We start from the raw sequence: 19,906 nt of genomic DNA on the forward strand, positions 1-19,906 counted from the left end.
GACGCATTATGCAAAAACATCGACAAACCATTCGCGGGCTACCCAGTTCTCCTGTATTGCCATGCCGTCCAGATGCACCTTACAAAAATGCTGCGACCGCAAAAGGAGACCGCGATGCCCGACTTCAAGAAGATCCTCGTCGCCAACCGCGGAGAGATTGCCATCCGCGTGATGCGCGCGGCGAGCGAACTGCGCAAGCGGACCGTCGCCGTCTACGCCGAGGAGGACAAGCTCTCGCTGCACCGGTTCAAGGCCGACGAGGCCTATCGGATCGGCGAGGGTCTGGGACCGGTCGCGGCCTATCTTTCGATCGACGAAATCATCCGCGTGGCCAAGAAATGCGGCGCGGACGCGATCCATCCGGGGTATGGGCTGCTGTCGGAGAACCCGCAGTTTGTCGACGCCTGCGCGGCCAACGGCATCGCCTTCATCGGTCCGAAGTCGGAGACCATGCGCCAGCTCGGCGACAAGGCCAGCGCCCGGCACATCGCCATCGAAGCGGGCGTGCCGGTGATCCCGGCGACCGAGGTGCTGGGCGACGACATGAACGAGATCAAGCGCCAGGCGGCCGAGATCGGCTACCCGCTGATGCTCAAGGCCTCCTGGGGTGGCGGCGGGCGGGGTATGCGCCCGATCTACAAGGAAGAAGAACTGGTCGAGAAGGTGCTCGAGGGCCGGCGCGAGGCCGAGGCGGCCTTCGGCAACGGCGAGGGCTTCCTCGAGAAGATGATCACCCGCGCCCGTCACGTCGAGGTTCAGATCCTCGGCGACCATCACGGCAAGATCTATCACCTCTGGGAACGCGACTGCTCGGTGCAGCGCCGCAACCAGAAGGTCGTGGAACGCGCCCCCGCACCCTACCTTTCCAGCGCGCAGCGGGAGAAGCTCTGCAATCTCGGCAAGAAGATCTGCGAGCACGTGAAATACCAGTGCGCCGGCACGGTCGAGTTCCTGATGGATATGGACTCGGGCGAATTTTACTTCATCGAGGTGAACCCGCGCGTTCAGGTGGAGCACACGGTGACCGAGGAGGTCACCGGCATCGATATCGTGCGCGCCCAGATCCTGATCACCGAAGGCAAGAGCCTGGTCGAGGCCACCGGTGTGGCCAGCCAGTATGACGTGGAGCTTTCCGGCCATGCGATGCAATGCCGGATCACCACCGAGGATCCGCGCAACAACTTCATCCCCGACTACGGCCGGATCACCGGATATCGCGGCGCGACCGGCATGGGCGTGCGGCTTGACGGCGGAACCGCCTATTCGGGTGCGGTGATTACCCGCTACTACGACTCGTTGCTCGAAAAGCTGACGGTCTGGGCACCGACGCCAGAGGCCACGATCGCCCGCATGAGCCGCGCCCTGCGCGAGTTCCGGGTGCGCGGCGTTGCAACCAACATCAACTTCGTCGACAACCTGCTGCAGCACCCGAAGTTCCTGAACAACGAATACCACACCAAGTTCATCGACGAGACGCCGGAGCTGTTTCACTTCCCGCGCCGCAAGGACCGGGCCACCAAGCTGCTGCGCTACATCGCCGACATCACCGTGAACGGGCACCCCGACGTCGCTGGCCGCCCCAGGCCACCGGCAGAGATCCGGCAACCAAAGGTGCCGCCGCTCAAGACAGACTTCCCCACCCCGGGCACCCGCAACATCCTCGAGGAGTTCGGGCCGCAGGCGGTGGCGGACTGGATGGCGGAGCAGAAGCAGCTGCTGATCACCGACACCACTATGCGCGACGGGCACCAGAGCCTGCTCGCCACCCGGATGCGCTCGATCGACATGATCCGCGTGGCCCCGGCCTATGCCGCGAACATGCCGCAGCTCTTCTCCGTCGAATGCTGGGGCGGCGCGACCTTCGACGTGGCCTATCGATTCCTGCAGGAATGCCCCTGGCAGCGCCTGCGCGACCTGCGCGCCGCGATGCCCAACCTGATGACGCAGATGCTGCTGCGCGGCGCCAACGGTGTGGGCTACACCACCTACCCCGACAACGTCGTGCGCGCTTTCGTCAAGCAGGCCGCCGAGACCGGCGTCGACGTCTTCCGCGTGTTCGACTCGCTCAACTGGGTCGAGAACATGCGCGTGGCGATGGACGCTGTGATCGAGGCCGAGAAGGTCTGCGAGGGCACGGTCTGCTACACCGGCGACATCCTCGACCCGGACCGCGCGAAATACGACCTGAAGTACTACGTCGCCATGGCCAAGGAGCTGAAGGCCGCCGGGGCACATGTGCTCGGGCTCAAGGACATGGCCGGCCTGCTGAAGCCCGCCGCCGCCAGCATCCTGATCAAGGCGCTGAAGGAGGAGGTCGGCATGCCGATCCACTTCCACACCCACGACACCGCCGGCATCGCCTGCGCCACCATCCTCGCGGCCTCCGACGCCGGGGTGGACGCCGTGGACTGCGCCATGGACGCATTGTCCGGCAACACCAGCCAGGCAACACTTGGCACCATCGTCGAGGCGCTGGCCCATACCGAGCGCGACACTGGCATCGACATCGAGGAGGTGCGCCAGATCTCCAACTACTTCGAGGCCGTGCGCGCGCAGTATGTCGCCTTCGAGAGCGGCATGCAGGCGCCGGCCTCCGAGGTCTACCTGCACGAGATGCCGGGCGGTCAGTTCACCAACCTCAAGGCGCAGGCCCGGTCGATGGGGCTCGAAGAGCGCTGGCACGAGGTCGCGCACATGTATGCCGAGGTGAACAAGATGTTCGGCGACATCGTGAAGGTGACACCCTCTTCCAAGGTCGTGGGCGATATGGCGTTGATGATGGTCAGCCAGGGCCTGACCCGCGCCGATGTCGAGGATCCCGAGCGCGAGGTCTCCTTCCCGGATTCCGTCGTCGACATGATGCGCGGCAACCTCGGGCAGCCGCCGGGCGGCTGGCCCACCGCGCTGCAGGCCAAGATCCTCAAGGGCGAGAAGCCGATGACCGCCCGCCCCGGCGAGGGCGTGCCGCCGGTCGACCTTGAAGTGGCACGCGCGGAGGCCGCGAAGCGTTTCGACATGGAGATGGATGACGAGGACCTCAACGGATACCTCATGTATCCCAAGGTCTTCGCCGATTACGTGGCGCGGCACGGGGAATACGGCCCGGTGCGGGTGCTGCCGACCCATACCTATTTCTACGGCATGGAGCCGAGCCAGCAGATCACGCCGGAGATCGAGCCGGGCAAGGCGCTGGAAATCCGCCTGCAGGCAGTGTCGGAGACCAACGAGGAAGGCATCGTGAAGGTGTTCTTCGAGCTCAACGGCGAGCCGCGCACGATCCGCATTCCCGACCGCAAGGTGAAGAGCGCGGTTGCGGCGCGACGCAAGGCGGAGGTCGGGAACCCCGATCACATCGGCGCGCCAATGCCGGGCTCCATCGCCTCGGTCGGCGTCCACGTGGGCCAGAAGGTCTCGGTGGGCGACCTGATGATCACCATAGAGGCGATGAAGATGGAGACCGGCCTGCACGCCGAGCGCGACGCGACGGTGAAGGCCGTGCACGTCCACCCCGGCGAGCAGATCGACGCCAAGGACCTGCTGATCGAGCTGGAATAGGCGCCCGGACGCGGCGGCCCCCCGCCGCGTCACCGCTCCGAGACAATCTCCTCCAGCAACGACAGGAAGAGCGCGCGAGCCTGCCGTTCGACCCAGGGCGCGTGGCCGCAGTTTTCCAGCCGGTGGAAGCGGACATCGGCGAGCCGCTCGGCCAGCGGCCGCCGCACCCCTTCGGCCGGATGCGGGTCGTGATCGCCGTGAATTGCGATGACAGGACAGCGGATCCTTTCGACTTCGCGCAGGAGATCTCCGTTGCGCCGAAGCGCCTTCGCTTCGCCCCAGACCGCCGCGTGCAGCGCGGGATCGAACGCGACCGGAGGCGGTGGCGCATCATCGGGATCGAAGCTGTCGGCCTTTTTCAGCAACGCCAGCATGCGGGAGATGTCTCCTCCCGACGGGCCGGATTGCAGCTCCCTGGCCTCATCCAAGGAGAGGCGCGACAGGCGCAGCGCCATGATCCCCTCCAGATCGACCTCCTCGAAGGGCGCGCAGCCCACCAGAATCAATCGCCGGACCATCGCGGGATGTCGAGCGGCCAGCCAGCAACCCAGCCAGGCGCCCCAGGACCATCCCACGATATCGACAGGACCGTCGCAGCGCGCCGCAAGCTGCATTCGCAATTCCTCGACCTGTCCATCGACCGAATGTGCGCTCTGCAGCGGCTCCAGCGTGGCAATGCCGCAGGCCGCCATCGCGCGCGCCAGCGGCCCGGCTTCTCCGGCGCCGCCTGGGCCGCCGTGGAGAACCGCCGCCTTCCAGGCCGGCACCCCGTGTTCCCGAACCGTCATGCTTTCCCTTTCGCCTGCCCCGCGCCTTCGTTGGCCGCAAGAGCCCGCCGCATTTATATCTGCGACGCGGCGCAAGGGCGAGACAACTGGTGGCATTCCACCTTCGTCCGCCATATCCTCTTCGGCAACAATCCAAGGTGCTATGCATGCTCGTGATATCCCCCCTGTAGGCTGGCCTGCTGGCCCTCCTCTTCGTTGCGCTGAGTGCGCGGGTGATCCGCCAACGCATCGCAGCCAATGTCTCGATCGGCGACGGCGCGGACGCCGCTTTGCTGCAACGGGTGCGCGTGCAGGCGAATTGCGCGGAATACGCGCCTTTCGGCCTGCTCCTGCTTGCCATGGCCGAGCTTCAGGGGATGCCGGGCTGGAGCGTTCACGTGCTTGGCGCGATGCTGTTTCTGGGACGGGTTGCCCATGCCGTGGGTCTCGGCTCCGTGCCGCAGATCATGCAGGCCCGGCAGGTGGGGATGGTGCTGACCTTCGTGATGCTGGTGCTGGCGGCGCTGGCCAACATCTACCTGTCGATCCTCTGAGCCGCCCCGTCGCGGCCTCCGGGCGGGCTGGGCGATTTTTCGCGCGGGAGGCGCGTTTTCCCCTTGAAGCCCCCCGCGCCACTCGCTAAATCCCCGCTCACTCTAGGACGCGGGCGTAGCTCAGGGGTAGAGCATTACCTTGCCAAGGTAAGGGTCGTGAGTTCGAATCTCATCGCCCGCTCCAAAGAGATCTTAACGACATCGACACCATATGGGGCAGCCCCGGCCACGCGATATGCGCGTGTCACGGGATAAGCAGCGATGCGTCTCCGTATGAGAAGAAGCGGTAGCGTTCGGAGATCGCGTGGTCGTAGATCTCCATCACCCGCTCCCGCCCTATCAGCGCCGAGATTAACATCATCAGCGTCGATTTCGGAAGGTGGAAATTGGTCATCAGCGCGTCGGTCGCCCGGAAGCGGAAGCCGGGTCGGATGAAGATGTCGGTCTCGCCCCGCCAGGGAGCGAGGCCCGCATCGGTGGCCGCACTCTCGATCAGCCGGCAGGCGGTGGTGCCCACGGGGATAATCCGCCCGCCCGCGGCGCGGGTGGCGTTGATCTCGGCGGCGGCGGCCTCGGTCACCTCGCCCCACTCGGCGTGCATCTTGTGCTCGGCGACGTCGTCGACCTTCACTGGCAGGAAGGTGCCCGCGCCGACATGCAGCGTGACTTCGGTGAAATCCACCCCCATGGCGGCGATCCGCTCCAGCAGCGGCCGGTCGAAATGGAGGCTCGCCGTGGGGGCCGCGACGGCGCCCGAGTGGCGTGCAAAGACGGTCTGGTAGTCGGTGCGGTCCTGTTCGTCCGCGGCGCGCTTGGCGGCGATGTAGGGCGGCAGGGGCATCGCGCCGGCTGCATCGAGCGCGGCATCGAAATCATCGCCCTTCAGGGTGAAATCGAGCGTCAGTTGCCCCTCGGACCGGCCCAGAACCCGGGCCGAGAAGCCGGAGCCGAAATGAATTTCCTCGCCGTCGCGCACCTTCTTGGCGGGCTTGGCAAGCGCCTGCCAGCTACCGTCGCCGCGCGGGTCGAGCAGGGTGACCTCGATCCGCGCCTCGGTGACGCCTTCGGCCCCGTCCCGTCGGCGAATGCCGGAGAGCCGGGCCGGGATCACCTTGGTGTTGTTGAGCACCAGCCTATCGCCGGGGCGCAGGAACTCGGGCAGGTTCGAAACCCGGGCGTCCGTGATCGTGTCCGGGCCCGCCACGAGCAGGCGGGCGGAGGTGCGCGGGTTCGCCGGTCGGGTCGCCACCAGATCCTCGGGCAGCGTGAAATCGAAATCCGAGAGCCGCATGATCAGCCCCCGTTCCGCGGGGTCGGCGGCGGCGCGCGAAAGATCTCGCGGAACATCCCCGGCGTCAGAGCGGAGAGCGGGTTGACCTCGACCGAGGGGTTCGAGGCCGGGCCGCGCATCCGGTAAGTCACGCCGAACAGACCCTCGCCGCGCCGCGTGAAGATCGAGCCAATCGAGTTCACCATGTAGACGGGCGAGAAGACGCCCTGCATGTCGAGTATGCCGCCAGCCAAGTCGTAGACCCCTTCCATGGTGATGCCGAGCGAGGGCCCGACGCCGGAGGAGCGTGTGACCTGCACGTAGCTGGGCGTCAAGCGGAAGGCGGCCTCGACATCGCTGAAGACGATGCCAGAGCCATTGATCTCGTCGATCAGCCCGACAAGCGATATCGAGTTGGCCAGGGCGGCAAGGCCTGAGGCGCTGCGCACCCGCACGTCACTGACCGTGAGTTGCCCCGCATATTCGCCGGCTTTGTCGGTGGGGTCGAGCGTCAGCTCCATGCTGCCGCCCTCCGCCTGCCGGAAAAAGCCCCCGGCCTTGAAGACTGCGCCCGCATTGTCCGATGTCACCCGCACCGCTGTCACGCCGCCTTTGCCCGGACGGATCGTGCCCTTGACCGGAGCCGCACCGTTAACGTTGCCAGAGAAACTGCCGGTGAACCCGCCCGCGACGGAGATGTCGCCACGAAACGGCACCAGGGACAACGTGTCGGTGATCCGCAACCGATCGAGCGAAAGAGAAATCGGGGTGCGCCCACCGCCGCTACCGCCGCCGCCGCCACCGCCGCCAGCGGCGCGGGCACGGCGCAGATCGATCTGCCCGCTCGAAACCGTGATCGACGGGGGTTGCCCCGAACCGCGGCCCACCAGCGTCACCGGCGCATCAAGCCACCCCCCAAGCGACACCCGCTCGAACCGGGCCCGGTCGAGCCCTCCGCCCTCTGACAGGCTGACGCTGCCCTGCGCGGAGAGGCCCGCGGCCTCCAGCGTCAGCGCATCGACAGACGGGCTCGCCCCCAGCTTGCCCGAGACCGAGAGAGAGCCAGCGCTGGATGCCGGCAGCGACCAGCCGAGCGGCCGAAGCGCTAGCCCGACGCCTTCCAGCGATGAGGTAAGCGAATACTCTGGCGGTACGCCCGCTGGCAGTTCCACCGTGAAAAGCGCCGGTCCCGCTCCGGTAACGCTGCCCTCCGGCAGACCGATGCCGAACGCTCGCACGAACTCCTCGCCGATCTGGATCGTACCGCCCACGTTGACCGGACGGCTCCCCGCTTCTGTCCCGAGCGGCAGATCAAATATCCCATCGAACGGCACGCCATCGAGCCTCGCCGGACCCGAAAGCGCCAGCCCGACGGGCCGCGCCACGAGGGACAACCGATCCGAAGTGAGGCGCCGGCCGGGAACAGCAAGCTCCGACGAAACCGCCGTCAGATCGCCGGCGATGTCGAACTCCACGTCAGGCCCGCGAATGCCGCGCTTCATGGGAAAGGCGATCGTGCCGTCGAGGGCCGCCCGGCCCTCGGCAAGTGCCACCGGCTGACCGGCCTTCTCAAGGAAGCGAAACGGCTCCTGGTCCAGCAACGAAAGAGCGGCGGTAACCGAGGATGTCGAATGCCACTCGATCTCGGCGATCCGCGGGTTCGTCGTCATGTCCATGACCTTGAAGACCGAGCCCGCGAGGTCCAGCGGCCCGCCCTGCGGCGGCACGACCTGGCCGGCGTCCAGCGAGAGCGCGAACTGCCCGCGCCCGGTGGAGGCATATCCCGAGGCCTTGGTGATCGTCGGCAAGCTCTGCAGCGCGCGCACCTCGGCATCGCGGAACTCGAAGGTCACCGCAAGGTCGGGGCGCGCGCCCTGGTCGAGCCGCAGCCCGGCGCTGGCGTTCTCCACCACCCCGCCGATCAGGTTGCGGTCGATCCAGTCGCGGGTGCGCGGCGCCATCGCAAAGGGCCAGAGTGCCATGAGCGAGCCGGCCTCGATCTGGTCCACCCCGAGGTCGAGCGCCACGTGCCAGCCGCCGCCATCCGCAGTGACCCGCCCCGATCCCTCCAACCGGCTCAGACCCGCGGCCTCGCCGGCCGCGGGATCGGAGGTGGTCAGCACGATCTGGCCAAGCTTCGCCTCGAACGGATCGAGCGAGACCTTCAGATCCACCGCCCCGCCATCGAAATGCGCCGGGCGCGGCAGGAACCCCGGCGGGTCGAGCCGCACGTCGGTAAACTGGAACTGCCCGACCAGCGCCTCCGGCCAGCCCGTCTCCATGCCGTCGAGATAGGCATGACCGGTGGCGGTGAAGCTGCCATCGGGCGCGCTCACGGCGAGTTCCTGGAAGGTGAGCTTCTCCTCCCGCGGCCGGTAGCCGAAATAGGCCCGCGCCCCGTCGAACGGGATCGGCTGCGCCGCCGCCTCGGGCTGGAACACGCCGCTGCCGATTTCCAGTGTCCCGTTCAGCGGCTCCATCCGGCCGTCCTCGTCGAGCCCGGTGATCAGCGCGCCGGAGACCTCCGCATCGAGCGGTTTCAACCAGGACAGCGCCGGCGCCTGCGCCGCGATGTCCCGCGCCGGCACGTTCTTGACCAGTGCCGAGAATTGCGCGCCCGCCCCCGCCTCGCCAATGCTCAGCCGCAGAGCGACCGTGGCATCCGTCTCCGCGCCGCCGTCGCCATCCTTCGGCATGTCGAAATCCACGGCGACCGACAGCGCGCCGCTGTCCTGCTCGACCAGCAGGTTGCCGTCGCGCACACGCCAGACCTCGCCTGCACGCTCGTCGCTGAACTCCAGGTCGAGCCCGCGCAGATCGATCCGCTTGATCGGGGCGATCCCCGGCAGCGTCAACGTCCTGCGAACCAAGCCGAGCGCCTCCTCCACCGAGCCGAGCCGAGCCATCCCCATGCCCCCCCCGAAACCTAGGTCGAGCGAGCCGTCTTCCTTTCGACGCAGCCGCACGGCCGCGCCCTCCAGGTTCAACGCCTTGGGTTGCACCCGCCGCTCGAACAGCGCGCTCTTGTCGAGCGAGACGCCAAGGCGCGGGATCTCGGCCAGATCCGCCCCGTTGGGCGCGGTGACCCGCACCGCTTCGAAAGCGATCTCCGGCAGGGCGCGGTGTTCCAGCCGCAGAGTGACCTCGCCGATCTCCACCTGCCCGCCTCCGAGGCCCTGGGACAGCACTTCGCCCGCACGTTCCGCGACCCAGTCCGGCGCCGGCAGATCGCGCCCTGCAAGCATCAGCCCGCCCAGCAGGATCGCGAGCGCCAGCACCAGCGCCAGGTCGAAGACAACGAAGAGCACCCAGAGCAGCATACGCCGCTTTCGCCGCGCCGGCTTTCGGGCGCGCGAAGCCTCGCCCGCCGGCTGCCCGTCGCCGGGCCCGGATGCGCCGCCGCCTGCCGCGATGCCGGTATCGTGCTGCTGTTTCACGCCTCTCCCTAGCGGGGTATTCTCCCCGGACCTTTATCTTCGCGGTTCGGGAGCTAGAAAGAAAGCATATGCCCTCCAACGAAGGATGACAGTCACATGATCGACACCGGCTCCCCCGCTCCCGACTTCACCCTGCCCCGCGACGGTGGCGGCGAGATCACCCTGTCGGCGCTCAGGCCGAAAGCGGTGGTGCTCTACTTCTACCCGAAGGACGACACCAGCGGCTGTACCAAGGAGGCCATCGCCTTCACCGAGGCGCTGCCCGAGTTCGAAGCCGCCGGCGCGGTCGTTCTGGGCGTCTCCAAGGACTCGGTGCAGAAGCACGAGAAGTTCCGCGACAAGCATGATCTCGGTGTCACACTGTTGTCCGATGCCGAGAGCGATGTCTGCGAGCGCTATGGCGTGTTCAAGGAAAAGAGCATGTATGGCAAGACCTACATGGGCATCGAGCGCACCACCGTGCTGATCGACGGCGAAGGCATCGTCCGTCAGGTCTGGCCCAAGGTAAAGGTGCCCGGCCATGCCGAGGCCGTGCTGGAGGCCGTCCGCGGGCTCTGAGCCGGCGTTGCATCTTCACCTGTCCCGAAATATGCCCGCCGGAGGCATGAATTCTCCGGCGCAGCAGCCGGCGCGGAGCGAGGGCGCGCAGATGTCTCAGACCGGGCCAACCCTGACAGATCTCGCCTGCGAGGTGCTCCGGACAGCCGATGGCCGTAAAAAGACCGCCCTCGCGCGCCGCCACGCCGCAACCTGGAAGGCGGCCCGCGCCGCCGGAACGCCGCTCTCCATCGGCACCGGGACGCCGCCGCACCAGCCTGCTCGCCCCGAACGGCCGGAACTGCTGGACCCGCGCGAAGTGCCGCGCCGCCGGCCGGGCTCTCCCCAGGGGCGGATCGCCATCCTTCACGCGGTGGCCCATATCGAGCTGAACGCGGTCGACCTGCACTGGGATATCATCGCTCGGTTCGGACATGTGCCGATGCCGCTGGGCTTCTACGACGACTGGGTTAAGTCCGCCGACGAGGAAGCAAAGCATTTCAACCTGATATGCGACTGTCTTGAAGCTCAGGGCAGCCACTACGGTGCCCTGCCTGCCCATGCCGGCATGTGGCGCGCTGCGGAGGACACCGCCGAGGACCTGCTGGGCCGGCTTGCCGTGGTTCCGATGGTGCTGGAGGCTCGCGGGCTCGACGTGACGCCGGGGATGATCGGCATCTTCCGCAAGGCCGCCGACGCGCAGACCATCGCCGCGCTCGAGGTGATCTATGCCGAGGAGGTGCACCACGTCGCCTACGGATCGAAATGGTTCCACTTTCTCTGCGGCCGGGAAAACCGCGACCCGGTGGAGGTCTTCCAGGACCTCGTGAACCGCTATTTCCACGGCCCGCTGAAGCCGCCCTTTAACGAGGAGAAGCGTTCCGAGGCTGGGATTCCGCCCGATTTCTACTGGCCGCTTGCAGACGGCGCGGGCGCCAACTGAGCACAGATACGCCGCATCTTGCCCGCGAAGCCCTCGATTCATCGGCGAAAACTTGCCGGTTTCACGGTGCAACTGCGTCCCAAACAATCGATCCGCCCATAAATCTTGCACCGAGACCGACCGCGCCGTAAGCCCGATGCGAACCGGCGGCCGCGGGGATCGGCACGACGTCGGATCGCTTAAATGATCCTGAGAACGGGGACGGGCATTGCGCACGCGACTGAACGACCGCATTCACAACTTCTTCGAACGATGGTTTCCGGAACAGCGCCTGTTCCTGCGCTCCGACGACAAAACCCGCTTCATCCGGCTGCGGCCCGGGACCCAGGCGCTCGCACTCTTCGGCTCGGCCGCGACGATAGGCTGGGCGATCATCGCATCCTCCGTGCTGCTGATGGACTCGATCGGGGCCGGCAATATCCGAGAGCAGGCAGGTCGTGACCGCGCGCTCTATGAAGAGCGGCTGAACGAGCTGTCTTTGGCGCGAGAAGCCGCCGAGGCTCAGGCGCTCGCCGCCCACGAGCGGTTCAACGCCGCGCTCGAGCAGGTTTCGGCGATGCAGTCGCAGCTTTTGACCTCCGAGAGCCGCCGCCACGAGTTGGAGACCGGAATCGGCGTCGTGCAGACCGCGCTGCGCCGCACGATCAACGAGCGTGATCAGGCCCGCGAGGAGAAGGAAGCGGTGGTCGCGGTGCTCGAAGGGCGCGCGGAGAGCGAAAGCGAAAAGGCCTCCCTCGCCGAGGTTGACGCCACGCTGGACTTCCTGAACGCCGCGCTGGAGCGGACCGCCACCGAGCGCGACAGCATGGCCGAGGAAGCCGCCGCCGCGCTGGAAGAGGCCGAGGCCGCCGCCTACGAGCGCGACCTGATCCTCGACCGCAACGAGAAGATCTTCACGCAGCTGGAAGAGGCGCTGACCGTATCCGTGGAGCCGCTGGAGAAGATGTTCAAGAGCGCAGGCCTGCCACCCGAGCGCCTGCTGGACGCGGTGCGCCGCGGCTATTCCGGCCAGGGCGGCCCGCTGACGCCGATCTCCTTCTCCACCAAGGGCATGGAACCCTCTGCCGATGAGGCGCGCGCCAATACGTTGCTCAAGGGGCTCGACCGGATGAACCTCTACCGGATCGCCGCCGAAAAGGCGCCGTTCGGCATGCCGCTCAAGGATTCCTTCCGTTTCACCAGCGGCTTCGGCCCCCGCTGGGGACGGATGCATAACGGCACCGACTTCGCCGGCAGCCACGGCACGCCGATCTATGCAACCGCAGACGGCGTCGTGGTGCAGGCGGGCTGGCATTCCGGCTTCGGACGCATGGTCAAGGTGCGCCACGAATTCGGCATCGAAACCTGGTACGCCCACATGTCGCGCCTGCACGTCAAAGAGGGTCAAAGGGTCTCGAAAGGACAGAGGATCGGTGATATGGGCAATACCGGACGGTCGACCGGCACCCACCTGCACTACGAGGTGCATGTGAACGGAAAGCCCGTGAACCCTATGAACTTTATCAAGGCAGCCAAAGATGTTTTCTAAGAGCCGAATCAACGAGCCTGGCCCGGCGAAGGACACCGATGCGTCCAAGGCGCCCGACATCGCCAAGAAGTCGAGCGGTCTGCCCCCGATGGACACCCAGCCCGCCGCGCCCAAGGCAAAGCCGCCGGCATCGGTTCTGTCGTCGGACCTGACGATCACCGGCAACCTGAAGACCACCGGCGACATCCAGGTCGAAGGCACCGTGGAGGGCGACATCCGCGCCCACCTGCTGACCATCGGCGAGAACGCCACGATCCGCGGAGAATGCGTCGCCGACGACGTCGTGATCAACGGGCGGATCGTTGGCCGCGTGCGCGGCCTCAAGGTTCGCCTGACCTCCACCGCGAAGGTCGAGGGCGACATCATCCACAAGACCATTGCCATCGAAAGCGGTGCGCATTTCGAAGGCTCCGTGCAGCGGCAGGACGATCCGCTGAGCACCGGCGGCCAGCAGCGCGCGGCCGCGAAGGCCCAGGTGACGACCGAAGGCTGAGGCCTTATCGAGGCGAAGAACCCGAACGGGCGGCGGCACGAGGCCCCGCCCGTTTTTTCATTTCCGCAGGCGCCTTACGCGGTGCGCTTGTCCTCCTCGCCGGGATGGATCAGCGCGCGGCGATAGAGATGCCAGGTCGCGTGCCCCAACACCGGCAGCGCCACAAGCAGCCCGAGAAAGGCCGGGATCATCGCCAGCACGATGTAGATGGCGATCACCATGGCCCAGAGCAGCATCACGCCGGCATTCTCCCGGACCGCCTCAAAGCTCAGCAGCATTGCCGTCATGAAGTCGATCTCCTTGTCGACCAGAAGCGGCAGCGAGAAGACGGTGAGGCCAAACAGGATGAAGCCCAGCACCGCGCCCACGGCGAGTTCCACGCCGATCATCGTCAGCCCGTTCGTGGTCAGGAAGACCTCGTAGGAGGAGGTCACGTTGGTCATCACCGAGAGCCCCATGAAAAGCGCAAAGATCATATGGGCGAGGAAACTGTAGAACAGGAAGTAGATCACGATGATCGCGCCCACCCAGGGGATTTGCCTGTCCTTCTCGTTCCAGATCACGCCAAAGATCTGGTACAGGTCGAGCGGCCGGCCCTCCTCGATCCGACGGCTGGTCTCGTAGAGCCCGACAGCGGCAAAAGGGGCGATGAGCGGGAAGCCGAGAGCCAGGATGACGGTCTGCGTGACGAACCCGCCCGAGACGAAGGCGAGGAACAGCCCGCCCAGCACATAGACTCCGGAGAACACGAGACCGAAGAAAGGGGCCTTGCGGAAATCCTTCCAGCCCATGTCGAGCGCATATACGAGATCGCTCCGGTCCAGGATGGCGATATCCGGGCGTGGCGATGCCTCTGGCACCACGGTATCTGTCATGCATTGTCCTCCCCTGCCTGCCGGCCATGGGAGAATGACCGCCCGGGGCGGCGCAAATCAAGTGCCTTGCGGATTACGACGGAGCGCAGAGGGGGCCTGTCTTAGCCGCGCGTTACGGCCGTCGCCGGAAGGCCGGCGCGTCAGTCCTCCGCCCGGGCCTCGCTGCGGCTCTTCCCGGCCACGTCCATTGCGAGCGTCGCGCCCATGAAGGCGTCCAGGTCGCCGTCGAGCACGCCCTGCGTGTCGGAGGTCTCGTGGTTGGTCCGCAGGTCCTTGACCATCTGGTAGGGCTGCAGGACGTAGGAGCGGATCTGGTTGCCCCAGCCGGCCGAGCCCTTGGCGGCGTGGGCCTCGTTGATCGCCTCGTTCCGCCGATCCAGTTCCATCTGGTAGAGCCGCGATTTCAGCGCCTTCATGGCGATGTCGCGGTTCTGGTGCTGCGACTTCTCAGACGAGGTCACGACAATGCCGGTGGGCGCGTGGGTGATCCGGACGGCGGAGTCGGTGGTGTTCACGTGCTGACCGCCCGCACCCGAGGAGCGATAGGTGTCGATCCGGATGTCGGCCGGGTTCACCTCGATCTCGATATTGTCGTCGACAACCGGGTAGACCCAGACGGAGGCGAAAGAAGTCTCGCGGGTGCCCTTGCCGAAGGGCGAGATCCGCACCAGCCGGTGCACGCCGCTCTCGGACTTGAGCCAGCCATAAGCGTTGGGTCCGGAGATCTTGTAAGCGACGGACTTGATGCCGGCCTCGGCGCCCGCTTCCTCGGATTGCAGCTCCACCTTGTAGCCGCGCTTCTCGGCCCAGCGGACGTACATCCGCTGCAGCATCGCCGCCCAGTCGCAGGCCTCGGTGCCACCGGCGCCGGCGTTGATCTCGAGGAAGGTGTCGTTGCCGTCAGCCTCGCCGTCGAGCAGGGCTTCGAGCTCCTTCTCGGCGGCTTTCTCGGCCAGCGCCTTCAGCGCGGTCTCGGCCTCGGTAACGACCTCCTCGTCCTCTTCCATCTCGCCGAGCTCGATCAGCTCGATATTGTCGTTCAACTCCTGCTCGAGGCCCCGATAGCTGGCCATCGAGTCCACCAGCATCTGGCGCTCGCGCATCAGCTTCTGCGCCGCGGCCGGATCGTCCCAGAGGGTCGGGTCCTCGACGCGCGCGTTGAACTCTTCCAGACGGTGGTCGGCTGTCTCGAGGTCCATCCTCTGGCCGAGCAGCGTCAGCGACTTGCGGATGGCATCAACGGTATTCTGGGTCTCGGCGCGCATTGGGGGTCCTGTAGCGAAACTGGGCACGCAGACAGCAGTGCCGCGCGGCCCCTTGATATAATCCGGCATCCGACGTGCCGCAAGCCGAAGCCCCCGGCCCGCCCGAACGCGCGGGTGTCAGTAGAGCCCGCCCGAGCTGAGCGAGCCGAAGCTCGCCTTGGGCGCGATCCGGACGGTGCGGCCGGTCGAGGTGGTGACGGTGGTACTCTCGGTGGCGTCATCCTCGCCGCGCGAGAACATCGGCACGTTGGCCCCCATGACGAAGCCGCCGTCCACCAGCGCGCCGATGCCGAAGATCGGATCCTCACCGATACGGAAGTACTCCGCCACGACGTGATCGCCCGTTGCGTCATCCGACAGCCGGGCGCCGGTGAACCGGTCGATCTTGACGAAGAACCCGCCCTCCGGAACCTCGAACGGGCCCCCGCCGTATTTGGCGACCGCTTCGCGCATGAACCGGGTGAAGACGGGGCCGCACATGCCGCCACCGGAGGCGCCGCTGCCCAGCGGGCGGGGCTGGTCATAGCCGATGTAGCAGCCGGCGGCGATGTTGGAGGTGAAGCCGACGAACCAAACATCCTTGGCGTCGTTGGTCGTCCCGGTCTTGCCGGCCACTGGCACGCCGAGGTTGGCCGCGCCCACGGTTCCTGCCGCGGTACCGCGCTCCACCACACCCTGCATCATCGAGGTCAGCTGGTAGGCGGTAATCGCGTCGATCGCCCGCTTGCGGTCCGAGATGATCCGCGGCGCGAAGCCGGGCTCGAGCGAGGCCAGTTCGCAATCCGGGCAAACACGCTGATCCTGCTTGTAGACGGTCGCGCCCCAACGGTCCTGCACCCGGTCAACCAGCGTCGGCTCCACGCGTTCCCCCCCGTTGGCGAACATCGAATAGGCCGCGACCATCTTGTAGAGCGTGGTCTCCTGGCTGCCGAGCGCGTTGGCGAGGTAGCGACCGAGGTGATCGTAGACCCCGAAATCCTCGGCGTAGCGGGCGACGGTATCCATGCCGACCTCCTGCGCGAGGCGGATGGTCATCAGGTTCCGGCTGCGCTCGATGCCGGTGCGCAGCGGGGTCGGGCCGTAGAACTTGTTCGACGCGTTCTTCGGCCGCCAGACACCCTCGGGCGTGTCGATCTCGATCGGCGCATCGACCACGATGGTTGCGGGCGTGTAGCCGGAATCGAGCGCCGCGGCATAGACGAAGGGCTTGAACGCCGAGCCAGGCTGGCGGGTCGCCTGCGTCGCGCGGTTGAAGACCGAGGCCTGGTAGGAGAAGCCGCCCTGCATCGCCAGCACGCGGCCTGTGTGCACGTCCATGGCGACGAAGGCGCCCTGCACCCGCGGCACCTGGCGGAGGGACCAGCGCAGGAACTCGCCGTCCTGGGTCATCCGGCGCACGTGGACCACGTCCCCGCGCTCGAAATTGGCGGCGAAGTCACCCTTGATCCAGGCGATGTCCTCGCGCGGAACCTGGATCGTGCCTTCGACACCTTCCGCGCCGAGCGTCATCGACTGGTCGGCGATCTCGAGCACCACGGCCGGATACCAGGTGCCATCGAGCTCGATGTCGCGCGCGATGGTCACTTCGGCAAGCGCCGCGCGCCAGCTTTCCTCGCTCTCCAGCGCCTCGGCCGGGATCTTCCGGCGGCTCTTGTTCCAGATTCCGCGGCTGCGGTCATAATCTTCCAGCGCCTTGCGCAGGGATTGCGCCGCCTCGACCTGAAGGTCCGGGTCGACCGTTGCGCGGATCGTCAGACCGCCGCCGAAGAACTCGTCGCGGCCGAACTCGCTCGACAGCTGGCGGCGGATCTCGTCGGTGAAGTAGTCGCGCGGCGGCAGGCTGCGGCGGAACGAGGGGAAGTCGCCGTTCTGCACGCTGCGGAGCGGTTTCGCCACTTCGGCCTCGTAGGTCACGCGGTCGAGATAGCCGTTCTCGAACATCTCGCGCAGCACGAAGTCGCGCCGGATCGTCGCCTCTTCCTTCTGGGTGACGGGATGGTAGTTCGACGGCGCCTTGGGCAACGCAGCGAGGTAGGCCGCCTCGTGCGGCTCCAGTTGGACGAGGGACTTGTTGAAATAGGTCTGTGCGGCGGCGGCGACGCCGTAGGAGTTCTGGCCGAGGAAGATCTCGTTGAGATAGAGTTCTAGGATCTTTTCCTTGTCGAGCGCCTGTTCCACGCGGGCGGCGAGCAGAATTTCCTTCATCTTGCGCTCGACGGAGCGGTCGGAGCTGAGCAGGAAGTTCTTCATCACCTGCTGGGTGATGGTCGAGGCGCCGCGCAGCCGGCCGCCCTGCGCCGCATCCAGCGCCGCCTTGGCGATACCGGCGGGGTCATAGCCCTTGTGCTCGTAGAAGTTCTTGTCTTCCGCCGAGATGAAGGCCTGCTTCACCAGCGGCGGGATGTCCTCGGCCGGGACGAAGAGGCGGCGTTCGGTGGCGAATTCGTCGATGATCTCGCCCTCGCCGGAATAAACCCGGCTGATCGTCTTGGGCGTGTAGCGCGCCAGTTCCTCGTGGTCGGGCAGATCGCGGGCGTACATCCAGATGACCCCACCGGCCAGCAGCGCCACGAAGAGCGCGCCGGTGACGACGAGCGTGAATATTCCGCCGAGAAGGCTGAAGAGGGCGCGGATCATGCAAAGGTCCTGTCTGTGCTTGGCGCGGTTATACGCAAGCTGCGGTTAGGGGTCAAAAGCAACCGGCCCGGTAATCGGCGACATGGCGCCTTCTTTGCGGTCACGTCTGCGTAAGAGCGGCCTGCACGGTAGGACGCGGCTGGCCCCGCGATCCTTGGAACCGGACTGGCGGACCGGGGGCGGCCGGCCTAGGGTGCGCCATGCCCCGCCCCTCTCCCGACGACATCTTGCCAACCTACGACCGCGTCGGCCCCGACTGGGCCGCCGAACGCTCGCAGGCGCTCTACGAGGCGGGCTGGCTGCGGGAGTTTCTCGATGCGGCGCCGGGGCCGCGCGTGCTCGATCTCGGCTGCGGGTCTGGCCGGCCCATTGCCCTCTGGCTGGCGACCCACGGCGCGGAGGTGACCGGCGTGGACGGCGCGGCCAGCATGTGCCGCCTCTTCGCCCGGACCCTGCCCGACCGCCCGGTGCATCATTGCGACATGCGGACACTCGCCCTGGGCGAGCAATTCGACGCGATCCTGGCGTGGAACAGCTTCTTCCACCTGCCGCCGGAGGATCAGCGCGCCATGTTCCGAACCTTCGCCGCGCACGCGGCACCGGGCGCGGCGCTGATGTTCACCTCCGGTCCGGAGGCAGGCGTCCGATACGGCGCGGTTGCCGGGGCGCCGGTCTATCACGCCAGCCTTGATCCGCATGAGTTCCGCGCCGAGATGGCGGCGCAGGGCTTCGAGGTGCTGGCCTATGCGCCGGAGGACCCGGACTGTGCCGGGCATACCATCTGGCTGGCGAGGTTCGCGCCTACTGGCGCCTGAGCGCGGCGCGGGCGCGATCATCCTCAGCCCAGGCGGTCAGCCCCGCAACGATGGCTTCGACGGCGGACCTGCGCCAGGCAGGGTCCTGCAGCTTTTCCAGCTCGCCCGGGCTCGACATGAAGCCAAGCTCGATCAGGGCAGAGGGAATATCAGGCGATTTGAGCACCGAGAAACCGGCCTGTTCTCGCGGCCGCTTGTGCAGCCGCACGCCGGCATCCCGAAACCCGGTGACCAGCGCATCGGCCAGCGCCTCGGTGCGTGGCGAGGTCTCCGTCCGGGCGATCGACATCAGGACGCGGGCAACCTCGTCGTCCTGATCCGTGAGATCGACGCCGGCCAGCAGGTCTGCCCGGTCGTGCCCCTCGGCGAGCTTGGCGGAGGCGCGCGACGAGGCTTCCTCGGAAAGCGTATAGACCTGCGCACCGCGGGCGATCCCCTCGACCACGGCGTCGGCATGGAGCGACAGGAAGACCTCGCCGCCGGCCCGCCGGGCTACGTCGATCCGCGCCTCGAGCGAGACGAATTCATCGACATCGCGGGTCATCGCCACCTCGAAACCCTCGGCCCGCAGCAGGGCTTCGCGCAGATCGCGGGCGAAGGTCAGCACGAGTTCGGCCTCGTGGACGCCGTCGCGCACGGCGCCTGGGTCTATGCCGCCATGGCCGGGGTCGATGACCACAGTGAGCTTTTCGTCCTCACCAAGACGGCGGCGCGCCGGGCGGTTGCTCTCCGTTTCGCGTGGGAAGGCCTGGCTTCGGTCGCTGCCGGAGCGCGCGGCGAAGGTCGTGGGATCGGTCCGGCTCAGCCGCACCTCGATCCGCGCGCTGCCGTCGCCGGCGTCGGTCTCCATTCCGGCGCTGTCGACGGCATAATGCCCGGCCAGATCCAGCACCAGCCGCGACCAGCCTGCCTGCACCGTGCCGTGGCGCACGCTCTGCACCGCCTCGCTGAAGCCGAGATCGCCCGGGCGCAGCCGGTCGAAATCGACCTCCCGGAAGTCCAGCACCAGACGCGGCGGATCGGCCAGCGTCTGCACCCGGTAGGGCACCGGCTGGCTGATCGTCAGCACGAGGTCGAGCCCCTCGCTGCGATCGACGATCGCGGAGCGCTCGGGATCGAGCCGCGCCAGGGCGAACAGCCCCTGCGCCGAAACTGTACATGGAATCAAAAGCATTGCTGCCAGCAGCAACGCGAAGAACCTGATCATGAGCCTGCCCGGAATCGTTTGTT

Annotated in this window: 14 protein-coding genes and 1 tRNA gene; 8 read left to right on the forward strand and 7 right to left on the reverse strand. The window is 66.9% G+C overall.

Annotation, left to right across the window (positions count from 1 at the left end; all coding sequences use genetic code 11):
- Positions 1 to 114: 114 nt before the first annotated feature.
- Entirely contained in the window at positions 115 to 3,555 is a 3,441-nt protein-coding gene (locus tag ACFQ2S_RS14310; protein WP_386075440.1) for a pyruvate carboxylase, read from the forward strand.
- 29 nt (positions 3,556 to 3,584) lie between these two features.
- Here the strand turns inward: ACFQ2S_RS14310 and ACFQ2S_RS14315 are convergent, their stop codons facing one another.
- Positions 3,585 to 4,343, reverse strand: coding sequence for an alpha/beta fold hydrolase (locus ACFQ2S_RS14315; RefSeq protein ID WP_386075441.1), 759 nt, complete (start codon positions 4,341 to 4,343; stop codon positions 3,585 to 3,587).
- 179 nt (positions 4,344 to 4,522) lie between these two features.
- On the opposite strand from ACFQ2S_RS14315, the gene ACFQ2S_RS14320 reads away from it, so the two are divergent.
- Both ACFQ2S_RS14320 and ACFQ2S_RS14325 read left to right on the forward strand, forming a co-directional pair.
- Positions 4,523 to 4,876, forward strand: a complete 354-nt coding sequence (locus ACFQ2S_RS14320) for an MAPEG family protein (RefSeq protein WP_386075529.1) — start codon at positions 4,523 to 4,525, stop codon at positions 4,874 to 4,876.
- Between the two features lie 109 nt (positions 4,877 to 4,985).
- Positions 4,986 to 5,060: transfer RNA gene (locus tag ACFQ2S_RS14325), tRNA-Gly, on the forward strand.
- A gap of 60 nt (positions 5,061 to 5,120) precedes the next feature.
- Here ACFQ2S_RS14325 and queA read toward each other — a convergent pair.
- On the reverse strand, positions 5,121 to 6,167 hold the full coding sequence (queA, locus tag ACFQ2S_RS14330) for a tRNA preQ1(34) S-adenosylmethionine ribosyltransferase-isomerase QueA (protein ID WP_386075442.1): 1,047 nt from the start codon (positions 6,165 to 6,167) through the stop codon (positions 5,121 to 5,123).
- Positions 6,168 to 6,169: 2 nt separating this feature from the next.
- Positions 6,170 to 9,583, reverse strand: coding sequence for a YhdP family protein (locus ACFQ2S_RS14335; RefSeq protein WP_386075444.1), 3,414 nt, complete (start codon positions 9,581 to 9,583; stop codon positions 6,170 to 6,172).
- Positions 9,584 to 9,679: 96 nt separating this feature from the next.
- Between ACFQ2S_RS14335 and ACFQ2S_RS14340 the strand changes: the two genes are divergently transcribed.
- The 4 genes from ACFQ2S_RS14340 to ACFQ2S_RS14355 all read left to right on the forward strand — a co-directional run bounded on the left by ACFQ2S_RS14340 (position 9,680) and on the right by ACFQ2S_RS14355 (position 13,084).
- On the forward strand, positions 9,680 to 10,141 hold the full coding sequence (locus ACFQ2S_RS14340) for a peroxiredoxin (protein WP_386075446.1): 462 nt from the start codon (positions 9,680 to 9,682) through the stop codon (positions 10,139 to 10,141).
- A 91-nt stretch (positions 10,142 to 10,232) separates the two neighbouring features.
- Positions 10,233 to 11,063 carry a ferritin-like domain-containing protein gene (locus ACFQ2S_RS14345; RefSeq protein WP_386075448.1) on the forward strand — a complete coding sequence of 277 codons (831 nt, stop codon included), beginning with the start codon at positions 10,233 to 10,235 and terminating at the stop codon, positions 11,061 to 11,063.
- 208 nt (positions 11,064 to 11,271) lie between these two features.
- On the forward strand, positions 11,272 to 12,591 hold the full coding sequence (locus ACFQ2S_RS14350) for a DUF5930 domain-containing protein (RefSeq protein WP_386075450.1): 1,320 nt from the start codon (positions 11,272 to 11,274) through the stop codon (positions 12,589 to 12,591).
- Positions 12,581 to 13,084 carry a bactofilin family protein gene (locus ACFQ2S_RS14355; protein ID WP_386075451.1) on the forward strand — a complete coding sequence of 168 codons (504 nt, stop codon included), beginning with the start codon at positions 12,581 to 12,583 and terminating at the stop codon, positions 13,082 to 13,084. Before ACFQ2S_RS14350 ends, ACFQ2S_RS14355 begins: the two co-directional genes overlap by 11 nt.
- 74 nt (positions 13,085 to 13,158) lie before the next feature.
- Here the strand turns inward: ACFQ2S_RS14355 and ACFQ2S_RS14360 are convergent, their stop codons facing one another.
- From ACFQ2S_RS14360 to ACFQ2S_RS14370, 3 genes are all read right to left on the reverse strand, one after another.
- A complete protein-coding gene (locus ACFQ2S_RS14360) occupies positions 13,159 to 13,959 on the reverse strand; it encodes a DUF2189 domain-containing protein (RefSeq protein ID WP_386075453.1) in 801 nt (266 codons plus the stop codon).
- A gap of 140 nt (positions 13,960 to 14,099) precedes the next feature.
- Entirely contained in the window at positions 14,100 to 15,224 is a 1,125-nt protein-coding gene (prfB, locus tag ACFQ2S_RS14365; protein WP_386075455.1) for a peptide chain release factor 2, read from the reverse strand.
- 117 nt (positions 15,225 to 15,341) lie between these two features.
- On the reverse strand, positions 15,342 to 17,861 hold the full coding sequence (locus ACFQ2S_RS14370) for a penicillin-binding protein 1A (protein WP_386075457.1): 2,520 nt from the start codon (positions 17,859 to 17,861) through the stop codon (positions 15,342 to 15,344).
- Positions 17,862 to 18,061: 200 nt separating this feature from the next.
- On the opposite strand from ACFQ2S_RS14370, the gene ACFQ2S_RS14375 reads away from it, so the two are divergent.
- A complete protein-coding gene (locus tag ACFQ2S_RS14375; protein ID WP_386075459.1) occupies positions 18,062 to 18,676 on the forward strand; it encodes an SAM-dependent methyltransferase in 615 nt (204 codons plus the stop codon).
- On the opposite strand, the gene ACFQ2S_RS14380 is transcribed toward ACFQ2S_RS14375, so the two are convergent.
- Entirely contained in the window at positions 18,663 to 19,883 is a 1,221-nt protein-coding gene (locus ACFQ2S_RS14380) for an N-acetylmuramoyl-L-alanine amidase (RefSeq protein ID WP_386075460.1), read from the reverse strand. The genes ACFQ2S_RS14375 and ACFQ2S_RS14380 overlap by 14 nt on opposite strands.
- Between the last annotated feature and the right edge of the window lie 23 nt (positions 19,884 to 19,906).

Source organism: Tropicimonas aquimaris (assembly GCF_042676185.1).
In the GTDB taxonomy this organism is placed as follows: domain Bacteria; phylum Pseudomonadota; class Alphaproteobacteria; order Rhodobacterales; family Rhodobacteraceae; genus Tropicimonas; species Tropicimonas aquimaris.

Excerpts from the sequence above, each read along its gene's own strand:
- ACFQ2S_RS14310 (WP_386075440.1), top strand. The coding sequence starts at position 115 with ATGCCCGACTTCAAGAAGATCCTCGTCGCCAACCGCGGAGAGATTGCC.
- ACFQ2S_RS14315 (WP_386075441.1), bottom strand. The coding sequence starts at position 4,343 with ATGACGGTTCGGGAACACGGGGTGCCGGCCTGGAAGGCGGCGGTTCTC.
- queA (WP_386075442.1), bottom strand. The coding sequence starts at position 6,167 with ATGCGGCTCTCGGATTTCGATTTCACGCTGCCCGAGGATCTGGTGGCG.
- ACFQ2S_RS14340 (WP_386075446.1), top strand. The coding sequence starts at position 9,680 with ATGATCGACACCGGCTCCCCCGCTCCCGACTTCACCCTGCCCCGCGAC.
- ACFQ2S_RS14345 (WP_386075448.1), top strand. The coding sequence starts at position 10,233 with ATGTCTCAGACCGGGCCAACCCTGACAGATCTCGCCTGCGAGGTGCTC.
- ACFQ2S_RS14355 (WP_386075451.1), top strand. The coding sequence starts at position 12,581 with ATGTTTTCTAAGAGCCGAATCAACGAGCCTGGCCCGGCGAAGGACACC.
- ACFQ2S_RS14360 (WP_386075453.1), bottom strand. The coding sequence starts at position 13,959 with ATGACAGATACCGTGGTGCCAGAGGCATCGCCACGCCCGGATATCGCC.
- prfB (WP_386075455.1), bottom strand. The coding sequence starts at position 15,224 with ATGCGCGCCGAGACCCAGAATACCGTTGATGCCATCCGCAAGTCGCTG.
- ACFQ2S_RS14370 (WP_386075457.1), bottom strand. The coding sequence starts at position 17,861 with ATGATCCGCGCCCTCTTCAGCCTTCTCGGCGGAATATTCACGCTCGTC.
- ACFQ2S_RS14375 (WP_386075459.1), top strand. The coding sequence starts at position 18,062 with ATGCCCCGCCCCTCTCCCGACGACATCTTGCCAACCTACGACCGCGTC.
- ACFQ2S_RS14380 (WP_386075460.1), bottom strand. The coding sequence starts at position 19,883 with ATGATCAGGTTCTTCGCGTTGCTGCTGGCAGCAATGCTTTTGATTCCA.